Consider the following 15,825-nt stretch of genomic DNA (forward strand, 5'->3'; position numbering starts at 1 on the left):
TGACAACTCAATGAGGGGGACTCATGAAAGCACTGCGACTGCACGACGACGGCCTGCGGCTCGAGGACATTCCGCAACCAGAGCCGGCGGGCGACGATGTCCTCGTGCGTGTCCATGCCGCCGCGATCACGCGCGACGAGCTGACCTGGCCGACCGATCGGCTGCCGGCGACCCCGTCGTACGAGCTGTCGGGTGTCGTCGAGGCCACGGGCGAAGAGGTCATGGCCCTGACCCCGTTCGACCGGGACGGCGTGGCCGCCGAGTGGGCGACCGTGCCGCGCTCCGTGCTCGCACCCAAGCCGGCCGGGCTGAGCCACCACGAGGCGGCGGCGCTGCCGATGCCGGGATTGAGCGCGTGGCAGGGCTTGGTCGTCCACGGTGGTCTCCGCGAGGGTCAGCGGCTCATGGTCACGGGTGCCTCCGGAGGTGTGGGACACCTTGCCGTGCAGCTCGCCGCGGCGCTTGGCGCGGTCGTGGTCGAGGACGGCGAGAGCTGCGACCTGCTGTTCGACACCGTCGGCGGCGAGGCGCTCTCCCGGAATGCCGCCGGCGCGGGATCCATCGTCACGATCGCGGCCGAGGCGCCGGGCGCGCACTACTTCATCGTCGAGCCCGACGGGGCGCAGCTCGCGGAGTTGCCGGAGCTGCACCCCCAGGTCGACAGCGTGTTCGCGCTGGCGGACTTCGAGGCGGCGTTCGATCGGCTCACCCAGCGGGGCAAGCGCGGCAAGGTGGTCCTGAGCGTCGCCGACTGAGCAACGTACGCGCGGGGTCCGTCAGCCGAAGTACTCGAACAACGACACGACAATGCCCTCCGGACCGCGTACGTACGCCATGCGCACCGTGCCCTCGTACTCGCCCATGCCGCCGACGAGGCCGTAGCCGTCCGCGGCCAGCTCGTGGACCGCGGCCTGGAGGTCGGCCACCTCGAACGACACGTTGCGGAGCCCGAGCTCGTTGGCCATGGCGTCGGGCGATCCGGGGACGTGGTCGGGCGTGACGAAGCGGGCGAGCTCGAAACGGGCGCCGTCGGGCGACTTCAACATGACGATCTCGCAGTGCGTGCCGGGGATGCCGCAGACCAGGTCGGCGAACTCGCCCTGCACCGATCCGGTGCCCTCGACCTCGAGGCCGAGCTTCACGAAGAACGCGGTCGCGGTGTCGAGATCAGCGACGGTGATGCCGATGTGGTCGAAGCGCTGAATGTGGGTCATGTGATCCATCCTCTGTCGTGTGGTCGATGTGATGCTGGGACGGAGCCGTTGCCGGGTTCTCGACATCGCGGTGAGCCCGTGAGCCGTGATGCTCAGGTGATCGACACCGCCGGGAGTGTCACGTCGTCAACAACCTGCAATCGGCAACGGATTCTCGTACGGCCAGGCCGCGGCGCGGTTACAGTGCGTTGTCATGGCTCGCGAAATGACCTGGACTCGCGCCCGTCGTATGGGCTACCTGGCGAATGTCATCCACGTCCTCGACATCGTCTTCATCTCCACGCTATTTGGTGCCACCAGGTTCTTCGACAAGCCTGGCTGGTGGATCCTTCTTGGGCTGCCCAGCATCTTGTTCTCCGTGGGGTTCCAGTTCCTGGTCTTCCGGGCAGAAAATCAGGCGCGAGACGCTCAGGGCGATCGAACCGCGCACTGAGCCTCTGACTCAGGAGATCGGCGCGTCACTCGGTGTTCGCGCGCCGGCGCCGAGGCGCTGCGGAGCGGGGCGGAGCTGCGCGCATGTGGTCGCGTACCGGTGAGAGCAGGTCGGCGAGGGCCGACGCGTCCGCGGCTGACAACGGCTCGAAGAGCTGGTGATTGATGACATCCGTGTGCCCGGGAAGCACGGTGTCGAGTCGCTTCCGTCCGGCGTCCGTGATGCTGACCGTGACGCCGCGGTCATCGTCCGATGACGGACTGCGAGTGACGAGACCTGCCTTCTCCAGCAGCCCGGCCTGATAGGTCAGTCCACTGCGGCTGTAGACCACGCCGTCGGCGAGATCGGTCATGCGCTCACTGCCGGTCTCCGAGTTGAGCCCGAGTCGCGCCAGGAGCTGGAACTGGACGTAGCTCAGGTCGCCGGCATCGCGCAGCTGCTGCTCGACCGCGTGCTTCAACAGCCCAGCCACTTCCATGAGGGCGAAGTACGCCCGGAGCTGGGTGGCGCCCAAGCGGGACGGCGTCTCGTTCATGTGCAGATCCTATCGCGGTGTTTCGCATTCGAAGTACTTGCTTCACATTCGAAGCACTGCTATCGTCTCGAATGTGCTTCAAGTTCGAAGCACCTACTCCGAGAGAAGGCACCGACATGAAGGCAATCCGATTCCACGAGTACGGCGACGCGAACGTCCTGCACTACGAGGACACCGACATCCCGGTTCCCGGCGCCGGCCAGGTCAGGGTCCGCGTCGCGGGCACCTCGTTCAACGGCGTGGACGGCAACATCCGCGCAGGGCTGATGCAGGAGCCGATGCCGCTGACGCTGCCTCACATCCCCGGTCTCGACGTCGCGGGAACGGTCGACGAGGTCGGTGAAGGCGTGTCGGACCTCGAGGTCGGCGACACGGTCGTCGGCTTCCTGCCATTCGTCGACGACGGCGCCTCGGCCGAGTACGTGGTCGCATCAGCCGACGCCTTGGCACACGCGCCTACGAGCATCCCTCTTGCCGACGCAGCAGCGTTCCCGCTCGTGGCGCTGACGGCGCGGCAGGCACTGTTCGACCATGCTGACCTCAAGGCCGGTCAGCGCATCCTGATCAACGGTGCCGGCGGGGCTGTCGGCGGATATGCGGTGCAGCTGGCCAAGGCGGCCGGCGCCCACGTGATCGCCACCGCCAGCCCCCGAAGCGCCGAGCAGGTGACGGCGCAGGGAGCCGACGAGCTCGTCGATCACACGATCGCGGACGTGACCGCCACGGTGACCGAGCCGGTCGACGTCCTGCTGAACCTGGCTCCGATCGACCCGGCTGCGTTCGCCGCTCTGGCCGCCCGCGTGCGCGACGGCGGCGTGGTGGTCAGCACGACCGTGTGGATGCCGGCTCCGAGTGACGCCGATCGTGGCGTCCGGGGCATCGACATGTACGTCAACAACGACCGTGAGCAGCTGGCCGAGCTCGTCGAGCGGATCGACAAGGGTGAGCTGACGGTCGACGTCGCTCGCCGAGTTCCGCTCAGCGAGCTCCCGGCCGTTCACGCGGACGCAGCTGCAGGCTCCCTCCACGGCAAGATCGTCATCGTGCCGTGATGCCGGCTAGTGGCCCTCGACGTCCCGCTGATACCAGCAGCCCGGCTTGCCGCCGATGTCTGCTGGGTCGGCGGGGCCGACCTCGGAGAAGCCGGACTTGAGCAGCACCCGTTGGGACGCCAGGTTGTCGCGGGACGTGGCAGCGCGGAGGGCCGTGACCCGGTGACGCGACGCGCCCAGCGAGCAGATCTCGCGTACGGCGGCAGTCGCGACGCCACGGCCGGAGACGTGCTCGGCAACGCGGTAGCCGAGCTCAGCCACGCCGTCGCCTCCGAGCTCGAGGTTGAAAAGCGACACTCTGGGGGGTGACCGCGCGGCTATGCCATCTGGGACCCGTCATCGAACGACCACGAGGTCGCCATCGGCAACAGGTCCTGGACAGCCACACTCCTTGGGCCGTCAACGGTCGGCAGGATGACGCGAGCTTCAGGGTAGTAGTCGAACAGGACTTGGCGGTCTCGGCCGCACGGCCCGATTGGTCCCCGTCCGTGATTGCCCACAGCCACGATGTGCGTGACGTCGGTGGCGCCGCCCGCCCGAGCTGAGCCAAGTGCGACCAGCTCCGCGCAAGGGCCGCCTGTGAAGTGGTAGAGGTTCACTCCGACAAAGATGCGTCCGTCGGTCGCCCGGACGGCTGCCCCCATCGTGTGGATGCCATCCTCACCAGGACCGGCGTCTGTGGCTGACTCGATCGTGCGCCGGGCGACGTCGACCAGCTCGATCTCGTCGGACGTCAACGGTCGGGCGGAAGCGGGAAGGGTGGTCACGATCAGCACCCTAGTCGCGCCATCTGGTGAAGCGAGCGTGTAGCCGTTCCGCAATGCCGGGCGCAGCTCGTCGACGGGTCTGCCACCGCGGCCACGCGGGTGCGGCGAGGTCAGGAGATCAGCGAAGCACGTTGCTGGTGGGGTTGGCCGAAGAGCTGGTGCAGGGCCTGGGCACGCTTGAGCACGAGGTGGGCGTCGTGCTCCCAGGTGATCGCGATGCCGCCGTGCAGCTGGACCGTCTCGGCCGCGACCGCCATGACTGCCTCGGAGCAGTACGACCCGGCGGCCGAGGCGAGACGGCTGGCCTCGGGGAGGTCGTGGACGTGCGCCTGGACCGCAGCCCACGCACCCGAACGCGACATCTGCACCCGTACGAGCATGTCGGCCATGCGGTGCTTGAGCGCCTGGAACGAGCCGATGGGGCGACCGAACTGCTCACGCTGCTTGGCGTACGCGACGGTCATGTCGAGGCCGCGTTGGGCGCACCCGACCTGCAGCGCCGCGGTCGCGAGGGTGCCGACGCGGTGAGTCGTCGCCAGGATCTCCGTGGCGTCGAGGCTGATCGGCTCGGCGGTCACCCCGTCGAGCTCGAGGCGGGCGAAGCCGGTCGTCGGGTCGATGCCCGCGAGCCGCGTACGGCGCAGGCCGTCGGCGTCCGGGTCGACCAGGAACAGCCCGGTGCCGGCGTCGTGCTCGGCGACGACGAGGAGGATCTCGGCAGTGTCACCGTGCAGGACGGGGGAGACCGTGCCGCGCAGCGTCGTTCCGTCCCACCTCACGTCCACGGGTGCCGCACGGTCGCCGGTGACGCCGGACCACGCGAGGGTGGCGACGGTGCCGCCGGCGATGCGAGCGAGATGTCCTTTCGACAAGCTCAAGGACCGGTGGTGTCCAAGGGCGGAGCTCGCGATCACGGAGGCCAGCAGCGGCGAGGGGGTCAGCGAACGGCCGAGCTCCTCCAGCACGACGTACGTCTCGGCGAGGCTGAACCCGGCGCCGCCGTCCTCCTCCGGGATGGCGAGCGCAGCGACGCCGACCTGGTCGCACAGGGTCGCCCACAGGTCGGCGTCGAACCCGCCCGGCTGCTCGATCGCACTGCGTACGGCCTGGCTGTCGGACCGCCGGTCGAGCAGGCTGCGCACGGCGTCCGCCAGCTCGGTGTGCTCCCGGGTGGGCACGAGGTCTGTCATCGGGCCGCCAGGAGGTCGGCGAGCAGCCGCTCGCGGTGGTACGCCGTGGTGCCCCACGCCGACTGCAGCGCTCGGGTGCGGAGCAACCACCGGCTGAGGTCGTGCTCCTCGGTGTAGCCGATCGCGCCGTGGACCTGCAGGCCGACGCGGGCGGCGAGGTTGGCGGCGTCGGCGGCCTGCAGCTTCGCCGCCGACACGGATCGCGGCGTCACCTCGAGCGCCGCGCCGAAGACGAGAGGGCGGGCGAAGTCGAGGGCGATGCGTACGTTCGCCAGCTGATGCTTGATCGCCTGGTACGACCCGATGGCCCGGCCGAACTGGGTGCGCTGCTTCACGTACGCCACGGAATCCGCCAGCACCCGCTCACCGGCACCGAGCAGCTCGGCGGCGGTGGCGAGGGCCGCAAGGTCGAACGCCGCGTCGAGGTCTCCGTGGTCGACCCGGTCACCCGCCGAGACGGCGAAGAGTCGCCGGCTCGGATCGATCCCGGGCGACGAGTCCGTTGCTTGTGCTGAGTGCAGTTGGCCGTCCACCACTGCGTAGACGGAGTCGGCGATGTCAGCGTCGACGGCGTACGGCATCGCAACGGTCGCCCGCGACTCGGTGAGGTCGACGCCTGGCAGTGCGAGAGGGAGGTACGCAGCCGACTCGATCCACGGGCCGGGCGCCGCGTGCCGGCCGATCGCCTCGAACGCGATGCAGACCTCGACGGGTGAGGCCTCGGTGGCCAGGGAGGTCACGCCCAGGTCGGCGAGGCGTGACCAGAGCTTCAGTCCGGGTTCGTGGTCGCCCGCCGCCCAGGCCCGGTTCGCCGCGACGGTGTCGGCGCGGGACAGCAGGTCGTCGATGGACCGGGCGAAGCCGGCCTGCTCGTCCGTCAGCGTGAACTTCATCCGGGGCCCCCGGCAAAGTGTGAGCGCAATCGAGACCGAGCCGCAGATCGCAGCGAACGGCGCGAGCAGTTTGCTGGGGTGGTCATGCTCTGACCTCACGGGGGAGGCCGAGGATGCGCTCGGCGACGATGTTGCGCTGGATCTCGTTGGTGCCGGCGTAGATCGGGCCCGACAGCGAGAACAGGTAGCCGTCGGTCCAGGTCGACGCGACCTCGGCCTCGGCGCCGAGCAGGTCGAGCGCGGTCTCGTGCAGCGCGACGTCGAGCTCGCTCCACCACACCTTGTTGACCGAGCCGGCCGCGCCGATGTCGCCGCCACCGGCGAGCTGCGTGACGGTGCCCCACGTGTAGAGCCGGTACGCCTCGGCGCGCAGCCAGGCGTCGACGACTCGTGTCGCCGTGGACGTCCTTTCGACAGGCTCAAGGACCGAGGCGTACAGGTCGAGGAGGCGGTCGGCGGTGGCGCAGAAGCGACCCGGCGACCGCAGCGACAGCCCGCGCTCGTTGCCGGCGGTGCTCATCGCGACTCGCCAGCCGTCGCCGGGCTCACCGAGGACGTCGGCGTCCGGCACGAAGACGTCGTCGAAGAACAGCTCGGCGAACCCGGCCTCGCCGTCGAGCTGGGCGATCGGGCGTACGGTCACGCCGTCCGCGTCGAGGGGGAAGCAGAAGTAGGTCAGCCCGCGATGCCGCTCGGCCGACGGGTCGGAGCGGAACAGGCCGAAGCCCTGGTGGGCGTACGCGGCGCGGGACGACCAGGTCTTCTGGCCGTTGAGCAGCCAGCCGCCCTTTACCGCGGTCGCGGTCGACCGCAGCGACGCGAGGTCGGAACCCGCCTCGGGCTCGGACCAGGCCTGTGCCCAGATCGTCTCTCCGGTCGCCATCGACGGCAGCCAGCGCTGCTGCTGGTCGGTGGTGCCGTGGTCGAAGATGATCGGCGCGAGCAGGAAGATGCCGTTCTGCGAGACCCGTCCAGGCGCGCCGGCGCGGTAGTACTCCTCCTCGAAGATGACCCACTTGACGAGCGAGGCTCCGCGACCGCCGAACTCCTCGGGCCACGACACGACGGACCACCGCGCGTCGGCGAGGCGGCGCTCCCACTGTTGGTGGGCGACGAACCCGTCGGCGGTGTCCATCGACGGCAGCGGCTCGGCGGGTACGTTCGCCGCCAGCCATGCCCTCGCCTCGTCACGGAAGGCGAGCTCGTCAGGGGAGAAGTCGAGGTTCACCCCTGCTCCTTGCCGTCGTTCTCACGAGCCTTGGCCGCCATCGACTTGGCGTCGAGCCCACCGAGCGAGTCGTCGGAGGTCTCGGCGTTGTGCGCGTGCGCGAAGTGGTGCAGCCCGAACACCGAGTCCATGCCGGCGCGCATGCCCTGCAGGTCCTCGGCCTGGTTGACCGCCTTCTTGGTCAGCGCGAGGCCGAAGCGCGGCATCTGCGCGATCCGGCCGGCCAGCGCCGACACCGTCGACTCGAGCTCCTCGGCCGGTACGACCTGGTTGACCATGCCCAGCGCCAGGGCGCGATCGGCGGTGAACCGGTCGCCGGAGTAGAGGAACTCCTTGGCCGCACGGGGGTTCATGACCCAGGGGTGCGCGAAGTACTCGACGCCCGGGATCCCCATGCGTACGACGGGATCGGAGAAGAACGCGTCGTCCGACGCGATGATGAAGTCGCACGCCCACGCGAGCATCAGGCCGCCGGCGATGCAGGCGCCGTGCACCTGCGCGATGACCGGCTTGGGGATCTCGCGCCAGCGCCGGCACATGCCGAGGTAGACCTCCGACTCGCGGGCGAAGCGCTGGTCGCCGCCCTCCTTGTCGGTGTGGTCCCACCAGATCACGGCCTTGCGCTCGAACGTCTGGTTCACGTCGCGCCCGGGCGTGCCGATGTCGTGGCCGGCGCAGAAGTGCTTGCCGTTGCCGGCCAGGACGATGACCTTGACCGCGTCGTCGTCGGTGGCGCGCTGGAACGCCGCGTCCAGTGCGTACGTCATCCTGGAGTTCTGCGCGTTGCGGTACTCCGGCCGGTTGAGCGTGACGCGGGCGACCTGGTCGACCACCTCGTACGTGACGACGTCCCCTTCTTCCGACGGCGCAGTGCTCACGATGTGCTCCTCAGCTCGGTTTTCAAGACTTTTCCGCCCAGGTTGCGCGGCAGGGCGTCGACGAAGACGACCTCGCGCGGCACCTTGAAGTTGGCCAGCCGCTCGCGGGCGAACCCGATGACGGCGTCGGCTTCCGGGCCACCCTCACGACGTACGACGAAGGCCTTGCCCACCTCGCCGAGCCGCTCGTCGGGCACCCCGATGACGGCGGTCTCCACGATGCCGTCGAGCCGGGCGAGGGCCTGCTCGACCTCAGCGGGATAGACGTTGAACCCGCCGCAGATGTACATGTCCTTGAGCCGGTCGGTGATGCGCAGGTAGCCGTTGTCGTCGAGGACCCCGACGTCGCCGGTGTGCAGCCAGCCGTCGGCGTCGATCGCCTCGGCGGTGGCGGCCGGGTCGTCGAGGTAGCCGAGCATGACCTGCGAGCCGCGCAGCAGCAGCTCACCCTCGCTGCCCGCCGGCAGGTGCTCGCCGGTCTCCGGGTCGGCGATCGCGGTCTCCATGCCGTCGATCGCGCGGCCGCAGGTCGTCGCGACGACCTCGTTGCTGTCGCCCCGCCGGCACATCGTCGCGACGACGCACTCGGTCATGCCGAACGCCGTGATGACGAGGTCGAAGCTCAGCTCGCTCTGCAGCCGCTCGACGAGGGCGACCGGTACGTTCGCGGCGCCCGTGTTGGCGAAGCGCAGCGACGACGTGTCGGTCGTCGCGAACGCCGGCGACTCCAGCAGGCCGAGGAAGATCGCCGGGGCTCCGGGCACCATCGTGATCCGCTCCGCCGCGATGAGCGCCAGCGCGGCATCGGGGTCGAACGTCGCCATCGGGTGGAGCGTGCACCCGTGCAGCAGGCCGACGAGCACGCCGACCTTGTAGCCGTACGAGTGGAAGAACGGGCTGATGACGAGGTAGCGGTCCTCAGCGCTGACCTCTCCGACGGCGCTCCAGGCAGCGGCCGCGGCGACGGTCTGGCGGTGTGCGCTGAGCACGCCCTTGGGCCGCCCGCTCGTGCCGGAGGTGAAGAGGATGTCGGCGACGTCGTCCGGGGTGACGGCGTCGGCCGCAGCATCGACCGCGGCGCGGTCGTCGTCGCCGAAGGGGAGGGAGGCCAGTTCGCCGAGGTCGACGATCGGAGCGTCGGGCGACAGCGCTCGCAGGTCGGCGATCTGCGTACGCCCGAGGAATCCGTCGGCGATGATCACGAGCGCGGCGTTCGTGCGGTCGGCCAGATCGGCGACCTCGTGGGCGGTGTAGCGCGAGTTGGCCGGCACCAGCGTGCCCCCGGCGTACGTCACGGCGAGTCCCGCGACGACCCAGTCGATGCTGTTGGGCGCCCAGAGGACCACGCGGCCGCCGGGCTCGAGGCCGCGGTGGTGGTACGCCGCGGCGGCGCGGCGTACGAGGTCGTGCAGCTCGGCGAACGTCACCGTGCGACCGTCCATCACGTACGCGGGAGCGTCGCCGAACTCTGCGGCGGCGCGGCGCACGAGCCCCGGGACGGTGTCGCTCACGTGCCCTCCTTGTGCGTGTTCGCTGGCTGAGCCTGTCGTAGCCAAGCAAGTGCTTGGTAGGCTACCTCATATGACCTCCGACGACGATGCCTTCCGTGAGCAGGTGCGTACCTGGCTCGCCGGGCATCTCGTCGGCGAGTGGGCCGACCTCAAGGGCGCTGCCGGCTCCGAGGCGTACGAGGAACGGCGCGCGTGGAACCGCCTCCTCGCCGAGCACGGCTGGACCTGTCTCGGCTGGCCCGAGGAACACGGCGGCCGCGCGCTGAGCCTGGCGCAGCAGGCGATCTTCCACGAGGAGTACGCCCGCGCCGACGCCCCGGAGACAATCAACCACCTCGGCGAGCAGCTGCTCGGGCCGACGCTCATCGCGTTCGGCACGGACGAGCAGAAGGCCCGATTCCTGCCGGCGATCCGGACGGTCGACGAGCTGTGGTGCCAGGGCTACTCCGAGCCCGGAGCCGGCTCCGACCTGGCCGCCGTCAAGACCCGCGCCGTGCTCGACGAGGCCGCCGGCGAGTGGGTCGTCGACGGCCAGAAGGTCTGGACGTCGTGGGCGCACGAGGCCGACTGGATCTTCGTCATCGCCCGCACCGAGCCCGGGTCGTCACGCCACAGCGGCCTGTCGTTCCTGCTGGTCCCGCTCGACCAGGACGGCGTCGAGGTCCGGCCGATCGAGCAGATCACCGGCGACTCGGAGTTCAACGAGGTGTTCTTCACCGGCGCTCGTACGCCCGCCTCGATGATCGTCGACGAGCCCGGCGAGGGGTGGCGGGTCGCCATGGCGCTGCTGGGCTTCGAGCGCGGCGTCTCCGTGCTGGGTCAGCAGGTCGGCTTCGAGAAGGAGCTCAGCGACCTGATCGACCTGGCCCGCGCCACCGGCGCCCTCGACGACCCGGTGCTCCGCGACCGGCTCGCGGCTCAGAGTGCCGAGTTCGAGGTCATGCGCGTCAACGCCGTCCGTTCGCTGACCGAGGCGACGCCCGGCGCCGACAACGTCGCCAAGCTTGTGTGGGCCGGGTGGCACCGGCGGCTCGGCGAGCTGGCCATGGACGTCTGCGGCGCAGGCTCGCTCACCGCTGCCTCGGACGTTGAGCCTGTCGAAGCGTCCTTTCGCTCCCCCAACGGCTACGCCCCCAATGTTGGGGGGACCCTCATAGCTCAAGGACCGAAGTACGACCTCGACCGCTGGCAGCGGCTGTTCCTCTTCTCCCGCGCGGACACGCTCTACGGCGGCAGCGACGAGATCCAACGCAACATCCTCGCCGAGCGCGTGCTCGGCCTTCCGAAAGAGGCCCGCGGATGACGACCATGCGACCCGAGCAGCCGACGCCCGACTACGTGCCGGGCCACGGCCTGCTCACCGACAAGGTCGTCGTGGTGACTGCGGCGGCCGGCGCCGGCATCGGTGCCGCCGTGGCCCGCCGCGCGCTGGAGGAGTCCGCAGGCGTCGTGATCATCAGCGACACGCACGAGAGGCGCCTGGCCGAGGCGCAGGAATCACTGGGGGCCGAGTTCGGTGAGGACCGTGTGCGTTCGCTCGTCGTCGACGTGACCGACGAGGCGCAGGTGCAGGCCCTCCTCGACATCGCCGACGAGCACGGCGGGGTCGACGTCATGGTCAACAACGCCGGCCTCGGCGGCACCGCTGACGTCCTCGAGATGACCGACGACGAGTGGTCGCGGGTCCTCGACATCACGCTGACCGGCACGTTCCGGTGCGTACGCGCTGCGGGCAACCGCATGCGTGCGGCCGGCAAGCGGGGCGTCATCGTCAACAACGCGTCGGTGATCGGCTGGCGGGCGCAGGAGGGGCAGGCGCACTACGCCGCTGCGAAGGCCGGCGTGATGGCGCTGACCAGGTGCGCCGCACTCGACGTCGCGCCGTACGGTATCCGGGTGAATGCGGTGGCGCCGTCGCTGGCGATGCACCCGTTCCTCGCGAAGGTCACCAGCGACGAGCTGCTGGCCGAGCTCAAGCAACGAGAGGCGTTCGGCCGCGCGGCCGAGCCGTGGGAAGTGGCGAACGTGATGGTGTTCCTGGCGTCGGACTACTCGACGTACCTGACCGGCGAGGTCATCTCCGTGTCGAGTCAGCGAGCCTGACATGGCAGAGACGCAGACCCGGCGGGAGGAGCTGCTGCAGATCGCAGCCGAGCTGTTCGCCACCAAGGGCTTCAAGAACACGACGGTCCGCGACATCGCCGATGCCGCCGGCATCCTGAGCGGCTCGCTCTATCACCACTTCGACTCCAAGGAGTCGATGGTCGACGAGATCCTGTCGTCGTTCCAGGAGGAGCTGTTCGGTGCGTACGCCGGGATCCTCGCCGGCACCGACGACCCGCGGGCGAAGCTCGAGGCTGCCGTGCGGGTGTCGTTCGAGGCGATCGACCACCACCGCGACGAGGTCGCGATCTTCCAGAACGAGGCGGACTACCTCGGCACGTTCGAGCGCTTCGCCTACCTCGCCGACCGCAACCAGCAGTCACGCGACGTGTGGCTGACGCTGCTGCGCGAGGGCGTGTCGTCGGGCGCGCTGCGCAAGGACCTCGACGTCGAGCTCGTCTACCGCTTCATACGCGACACCGTCTGGGTCGCGGTGCGGTGGTACCAGCCCGGCGGCAAGCTGAGCCACCACGACGTCGCCGACCAGTACCTGACCATCCTCCTCGACGGGATCACGACATGAGCATCCCCAGCGCGTACATCATCGACGCCGTCCGGACGCCTGTCGGCCGGCGTGGCGGGTCCCTCGCCGGCGTGCACTCGGCCGATCTCGGCGGTCACGTGCTGTCGGCGCTGATGGACCGTACGGGCGTCGATCCCGGTGCGGTCGACGACGTCATCATGGGCTGCTGCGACACGATCGGTTCCCAGGCCGGCGACGTCGCGCGCACGGCCTGGCTCGTCGCCGGGCTCCCGGACCACGTCCCCGGCGTGACGATCGACCGCCAGTGCGGCTCGTCCCAGCAGGCGGTGCACTTCGCCGCCCAAGGGGTGATGTCGGGGACCCAGGACCTCGTCGTCGCCGGCGGGCTGCAGAACATGAGCGCGATCCCGATCTCGGCGGCGATGCTGGTGGCCGACCAGTACGGCTTCACGACGCCGTTCGCCGAGTCGCCCGGCTGGCTCAAGCGCTACGGCGACCAGGAGGTCAGCCAGTTCAAGTCGGCCGAGATGATCGCCGAGAAGTGGGACCTCAGCCGCGAGCAGATGGAGGAGTTCGCCCTGGCCTCGCACGAGCGGGCTCGCACGGCGATCGCCGAGGGCCGGTTCGACAGCCAGGTCGTGGCGGTGGGCGAGTTCGCGGTCGACGAGTGCCCGCGCGAGACGTCGTTGGACAAGATGGCGGCGCTGCAGCCGCTGGCACCCGGCGGCCGGATCACCGCCGCCGTCGCGTCACAGATCAGCGATGCCGCGAGCGCGATGCTCATCGCGTCGGAGCAGGCGGTCAAGGACCACCAGCTCACGCCGCGCGCCCGCGTGCATCACCTGTCCGTACGCGCCGACGACCCGATCTGGATGCTGACCGGCCCGATCGCTGCGACCCGGCACGCCCTGGGCAAGGCCGGCATGACGGTGGCCGACATCGACCTGTTCGAGTGCAACGAGGCGTTCGCGTCGGTCGTGCTGGCCTGGATGCAGGAGCTCGACGTGCCGCACGACAAGGTCAACGTCAACGGCGGCGGCATCGCCCTCGGTCACCCGATCGGCGCCACCGGCACCCGCCTGATGACGACGCTGCTCAACGAGCTCGACCGCACCAAGGGTCGCTACGGCCTGCAGGTCATGTGCGAGGGCGGCGGCCAGGCCAACGTCACGATCATCGAGAGGCTCTGACGCTCGCTGGTTGAATCCAGCTCAGCCGGGGACGGTGTCGCCCGGGAAGCCTGCTCCGGGGTGCACCTCGACGCGAATCATCCCGGCCTGCACGCACGGGTCGCCGGCCATGACCTGCTCGGCCTCCTCCGGTGACACGGTCACGACCGCGACGCCGGCCAGGGTGTCGTCGCCGCCGGGGCACAGCACCGCGATCGTCCCGTCGACACGCAGCGACACCATGCGCCGTTGGTGCTCCAGCTCGATCGCGGCCGCGCCGTCCCGGTGCCGCTCCGACCCCCACCACAGCAACGCCAGGCTGAACGGCTTGGCCGTCGCGGCCAGCTCCTGGATCTGCTCGTCGGTGATGGCTGCCCCCATGATGTGGTCCCCTCGATCGTCGAAGCCGGCTTGTGAGTGCTCCTTGGCAGCCTGTGGGGTCGCGTCGCGGGCTGTCAACGCCTGGCCTCCGCCTGGACGGGATCGCGGGGTTCCGGCTGATCCGTGACATCGGCGGCGGCACGCAGCGCCGCCTCGACCCGGCGGTTGTTGGTCATGGTCGAGGTGACGGCGGTCATCGTGAGCAGGAGGCCGGCTGCGGCGAAGAGCGGGGTGCGTACGCCGTACGTGCTGGCCAGCCATCCACCGAGGAACGCGCCGAGCGGTGCGGCGCACATGGCGAGCATGCGGGAGGTCGAGGCGACCCGCCCCATCAGGTGAGCCGGGACGATCGCCTGTCGGAGGGAGGGGCCGAGCACCATCGTGGCGCCCATCCCGGCACCGCACACGGCGAGTGCGACGCCGGCGACGTACGCGTTCGGGGCGACGGCAAGGCCCAGGATGGCGAGCCCTTCGACTGCGGCGGTGGTGGTGAGCGCAGCGCCGGTGCCGAGTCGTCGGCGGAGGTGGGAGGCGATGCCCGCACCGATCAGGCCGCCGGTGGCCTCCGCCGTGAGGAGCAGCCCGAAACCGAAGGTGTCCATGCCGAGGTGGTCGTGCGCGAAGAGGGCGAGCACGGTCTCGACGGCGAGGAACGCGATGTTCCCGACCGCCGGCCGCAGTGCGAGCCCGAGCAGCAACCGGTCCCGGAACACGTACGAGGCGCCGGCTCGGGCCTGTCGCAGCAGCGACTCGCGGGCCTGCGACACCGTCCGGGATGCGGCGGGCAGCGACCGGACCAGCAGGGCGGAGCACGCGAACGACACCGCGTCGGCGAGCAAGGGCACCGACCGACCGAGCGCGAGCAGGGCGCTGCCGAGTGGCGGCCCCGCGAAGCCTGCGGCAGCGGTCTGGGTGCCGCGCAGACGGGCGTTGGCGCGCTCCAGCATCACCGGGTCGCGGCCGATCAGGTCCGGCAGATAGGCCGTGGCGGCCGTGTCGAAGAAGAGTCCTCCGAGTCCCAGCAGGAACGCGACCGCCGCGAGCAGGGGAATGCTCAGCACGTCGAGCGCGGCCGCCGCAGCAGGCACTGCGAACAACGCCGCACGTGCCGCGTCCATGACCCACATCGTGCGCCGCCGATCCCAACGGTCGACCAGGGCGCCGCCGAGCACTCCGAAGAGCAGCCACGGCAGCGTCCCGGCGGCCGTGACTACGGCGAGCGCCATCGGGTCCCGCGTCAACGTCAACGCGATCAGGGGGAGTGCGGCATGCGACACCCCGTCCCCGAGCGAGGACACGGTCTGAGCGGTCCACAGCCGGCCGAAGCCGGTCGGCAGCTTCCTCACGTCGGCGGTCACTCGTCGTCCCCTGGGGTCCGGGTGCCCGATGCCGGGTGGAACAGTGCGAACACCAAGGACGCGTCGGGCAGCGAGGGATCGGACAGCTCGCGGTACTCGTCGGCAAGGCCTTGCAGCCGCGCCGCCAGCTCTGCGAACTGCTCCTCGGTGAGCCGCAGGTGCGCCATCCGTACGTGCCGCTCGCGGTCGACGGGAGCGGCCTCCAGGTCGGCGACCGCATGCCGGAGAAGCACATCGGGCCCTCCTTCGCCGGGATCCGGCAGAACGATCGACTGCGCGGCCATGGCGTAGTAGCGCTCGGTGACGCCTCGAACCTTCCGCGTTCGTACGACCTTCACCAGGCCGGCTCGTTCGAGCAGCCGCACGTGGTAGCTGGAGCTGCCCTTCGCCAGACCCAGACGCGCGGCGATCTGCGTGATCGTGGCGGGCTCGAAGCGCAGCTGGGCCATGATCCGGTGACGCGTGAGGTTGGAGACGGCGCGCAGCTGCTCGTCGGTGGTGACGTGGAACGTCTCGAGGAGGTCGTCGGAGGACATGACTCAATGGTCAAGGACTCTTGACCATTGAGT

At 70.0% G+C, this 15,825-nt stretch carries 19 protein-coding genes; 7 read left to right on the forward strand and 12 right to left on the reverse strand.

Going from position 1 to position 15,825, the window contains the following annotated elements:
• The first annotated feature begins 23 nt into the window (after positions 1-23).
• Positions 24-755, forward strand: a complete 732-nt coding sequence (locus ASE12_RS20725) for an NADP-dependent oxidoreductase (RefSeq protein ID WP_056401228.1) — start codon at positions 24-26, stop codon at positions 753-755.
• A gap of 21 nt (positions 756-776) precedes the next feature.
• On the opposite strand, the gene ASE12_RS12955 is transcribed toward ASE12_RS20725, so the two are convergent.
• A complete protein-coding gene (locus ASE12_RS12955; protein WP_056404830.1) occupies positions 777-1,214 on the reverse strand; it encodes a VOC family protein in 438 nt (145 codons plus the stop codon).
• A 193-nt stretch (positions 1,215-1,407) separates the two neighbouring features.
• Between ASE12_RS12955 and ASE12_RS12960 the strand changes: the two genes are divergently transcribed.
• A complete protein-coding gene (locus ASE12_RS12960; RefSeq protein WP_157412920.1) occupies positions 1,408-1,647 on the forward strand; it encodes a hypothetical protein in 240 nt (79 codons plus the stop codon).
• Positions 1,648-1,672: 25 nt separating this feature from the next.
• Here the strand turns inward: ASE12_RS12960 and ASE12_RS12965 are convergent, their stop codons facing one another.
• Positions 1,673-2,182 carry a MarR family winged helix-turn-helix transcriptional regulator gene (locus ASE12_RS12965; RefSeq protein ID WP_056401233.1) on the reverse strand — a complete coding sequence of 170 codons (510 nt, stop codon included), beginning with the start codon at positions 2,180-2,182 and terminating at the stop codon, positions 1,673-1,675.
• 116 nt (positions 2,183-2,298) lie between these two features.
• On the opposite strand from ASE12_RS12965, the gene ASE12_RS12970 reads away from it, so the two are divergent.
• A complete protein-coding gene (locus ASE12_RS12970) occupies positions 2,299-3,234 on the forward strand; it encodes an NADP-dependent oxidoreductase (protein ID WP_056401236.1) in 936 nt (311 codons plus the stop codon).
• Between the two features lie 6 nt (positions 3,235-3,240).
• On the opposite strand, the gene ASE12_RS12975 is transcribed toward ASE12_RS12970, so the two are convergent.
• The 7 genes from ASE12_RS12975 to ASE12_RS13005 all read right to left on the reverse strand — a co-directional run bounded on the left by ASE12_RS12975 (position 3,241) and on the right by ASE12_RS13005 (position 9,701).
• The gene (locus ASE12_RS12975) at positions 3,241-3,495 is read right to left on the reverse strand and encodes a GNAT family N-acetyltransferase (RefSeq protein ID WP_200955018.1); all 255 of its coding nucleotides are present in this window, start codon (positions 3,493-3,495) and stop codon (positions 3,241-3,243) included.
• 56 nt (positions 3,496-3,551) lie between these two features.
• Entirely contained in the window at positions 3,552-4,001 is a 450-nt protein-coding gene (locus ASE12_RS12980; RefSeq protein WP_200955019.1) for a cytidine deaminase, read from the reverse strand.
• A gap of 110 nt (positions 4,002-4,111) precedes the next feature.
• Positions 4,112-5,191 (reverse strand): acyl-CoA dehydrogenase family protein, encoded by a 1,080-nt coding sequence (locus ASE12_RS12985; RefSeq protein WP_056401241.1) that lies wholly within the window; start codon positions 5,189-5,191, stop codon positions 4,112-4,114.
• Positions 5,188-6,084 carry an acyl-CoA dehydrogenase family protein gene (locus ASE12_RS12990; RefSeq protein WP_056401244.1) on the reverse strand — a complete coding sequence of 299 codons (897 nt, stop codon included), beginning with the start codon at positions 6,082-6,084 and terminating at the stop codon, positions 5,188-5,190. The genes ASE12_RS12985 and ASE12_RS12990 overlap by 4 nt, the downstream gene beginning before the upstream one ends.
• Positions 6,085-6,166: 82 nt before the next feature.
• Positions 6,167-7,312, reverse strand: coding sequence for an acyl-CoA dehydrogenase family protein (locus ASE12_RS12995; protein ID WP_056401246.1), 1,146 nt, complete (start codon positions 7,310-7,312; stop codon positions 6,167-6,169).
• Positions 7,309-8,190, reverse strand: coding sequence for an enoyl-CoA hydratase (locus ASE12_RS13000; RefSeq protein WP_056401248.1), 882 nt, complete (start codon positions 8,188-8,190; stop codon positions 7,309-7,311). Before ASE12_RS13000 ends, ASE12_RS12995 begins: the two co-directional genes overlap by 4 nt.
• Complete coding sequence (locus ASE12_RS13005) at positions 8,187-9,701, reverse strand: AMP-binding protein (protein WP_056401252.1); 1,515 nt, start codon at positions 9,699-9,701, stop codon at positions 8,187-8,189. Before ASE12_RS13005 ends, ASE12_RS13000 begins: the two co-directional genes overlap by 4 nt.
• A gap of 70 nt (positions 9,702-9,771) precedes the next feature.
• On the opposite strand from ASE12_RS13005, the gene ASE12_RS13010 reads away from it, so the two are divergent.
• Genes ASE12_RS13010 through ASE12_RS13025 form a run of 4 tightly spaced genes read left to right on the forward strand, consistent with a single transcriptional unit; the run spans position 9,772 to position 13,538 of the window.
• Positions 9,772-11,004 (forward strand): acyl-CoA dehydrogenase family protein, encoded by a 1,233-nt coding sequence (locus ASE12_RS13010; RefSeq protein ID WP_056401255.1) that lies wholly within the window; start codon positions 9,772-9,774, stop codon positions 11,002-11,004.
• Complete coding sequence (locus ASE12_RS13015; RefSeq protein WP_056401259.1) at positions 11,001-11,804, forward strand: SDR family oxidoreductase; 804 nt, start codon at positions 11,001-11,003, stop codon at positions 11,802-11,804. The genes ASE12_RS13010 and ASE12_RS13015 overlap by 4 nt, the downstream gene beginning before the upstream one ends.
• A 1-nt stretch (position 11,805) precedes the next feature.
• Positions 11,806-12,387: a TetR/AcrR family transcriptional regulator gene (locus tag ASE12_RS13020; protein WP_056401262.1), complete on the forward strand. Its 582-nt coding sequence runs from the start codon at positions 11,806-11,808 to the stop codon at positions 12,385-12,387.
• Positions 12,384-13,538 (forward strand): acetyl-CoA C-acetyltransferase, encoded by a 1,155-nt coding sequence (locus tag ASE12_RS13025; RefSeq protein WP_056401266.1) that lies wholly within the window; start codon positions 12,384-12,386, stop codon positions 13,536-13,538. Before ASE12_RS13020 ends, ASE12_RS13025 begins: the two co-directional genes overlap by 4 nt.
• Before the next feature lie 21 nt (positions 13,539-13,559).
• Here the strand turns inward: ASE12_RS13025 and ASE12_RS13030 are convergent, their stop codons facing one another.
• The 3 genes from ASE12_RS13030 to ASE12_RS13040 form a co-directional block, all read right to left on the reverse strand.
• Positions 13,560-13,898: a hypothetical protein gene (locus ASE12_RS13030; protein WP_056401269.1), complete on the reverse strand. Its 339-nt coding sequence runs from the start codon at positions 13,896-13,898 to the stop codon at positions 13,560-13,562.
• A gap of 74 nt (positions 13,899-13,972) precedes the next feature.
• On the reverse strand, positions 13,973-15,256 hold the full coding sequence (locus ASE12_RS13035; protein WP_056401272.1) for an MFS transporter: 1,284 nt from the start codon (positions 15,254-15,256) through the stop codon (positions 13,973-13,975).
• Positions 15,253-15,792, reverse strand: a complete 540-nt coding sequence (locus ASE12_RS13040; RefSeq protein ID WP_056401275.1) for a transcriptional regulator — start codon at positions 15,790-15,792, stop codon at positions 15,253-15,255. Before ASE12_RS13040 ends, ASE12_RS13035 begins: the two co-directional genes overlap by 4 nt.
• Positions 15,793-15,825: the final 33 nt, after the last annotated feature.

The sequence above is a fragment of the Aeromicrobium sp. Root236 genome (assembly GCF_001428805.1).
Taxonomy (GTDB): Bacteria; Actinomycetota; Actinomycetes; order Propionibacteriales; family Nocardioidaceae; genus Aeromicrobium.

Excerpts from the sequence above, each read along its gene's own strand:
- ASE12_RS20725 (WP_056401228.1), top strand. The coding sequence starts at position 24 with ATGAAAGCACTGCGACTGCACGACGACGGCCTGCGGCTCGAGGACATT.
- ASE12_RS12955 (WP_056404830.1), bottom strand. The coding sequence starts at position 1,214 with ATGACCCACATTCAGCGCTTCGACCACATCGGCATCACCGTCGCTGAT.
- ASE12_RS12960 (WP_157412920.1), top strand. The coding sequence starts at position 1,408 with ATGGCTCGCGAAATGACCTGGACTCGCGCCCGTCGTATGGGCTACCTG.
- ASE12_RS12965 (WP_056401233.1), bottom strand. The coding sequence starts at position 2,182 with ATGAACGAGACGCCGTCCCGCTTGGGCGCCACCCAGCTCCGGGCGTAC.
- ASE12_RS12970 (WP_056401236.1), top strand. The coding sequence starts at position 2,299 with ATGAAGGCAATCCGATTCCACGAGTACGGCGACGCGAACGTCCTGCAC.
- ASE12_RS12985 (WP_056401241.1), bottom strand. The coding sequence starts at position 5,191 with ATGACAGACCTCGTGCCCACCCGGGAGCACACCGAGCTGGCGGACGCC.
- ASE12_RS12990 (WP_056401244.1), bottom strand. The coding sequence starts at position 6,084 with ATGAAGTTCACGCTGACGGACGAGCAGGCCGGCTTCGCCCGGTCCATC.
- ASE12_RS13010 (WP_056401255.1), top strand. The coding sequence starts at position 9,772 with ATGACCTCCGACGACGATGCCTTCCGTGAGCAGGTGCGTACCTGGCTC.
- ASE12_RS13015 (WP_056401259.1), top strand. The coding sequence starts at position 11,001 with ATGACGACCATGCGACCCGAGCAGCCGACGCCCGACTACGTGCCGGGC.
- ASE12_RS13020 (WP_056401262.1), top strand. The coding sequence starts at position 11,806 with ATGGCAGAGACGCAGACCCGGCGGGAGGAGCTGCTGCAGATCGCAGCC.
- ASE12_RS13025 (WP_056401266.1), top strand. The coding sequence starts at position 12,384 with ATGAGCATCCCCAGCGCGTACATCATCGACGCCGTCCGGACGCCTGTC.
- ASE12_RS13030 (WP_056401269.1), bottom strand. The coding sequence starts at position 13,898 with ATGGGGGCAGCCATCACCGACGAGCAGATCCAGGAGCTGGCCGCGACG.
- ASE12_RS13040 (WP_056401275.1), bottom strand. The coding sequence starts at position 15,792 with ATGTCCTCCGACGACCTCCTCGAGACGTTCCACGTCACCACCGACGAG.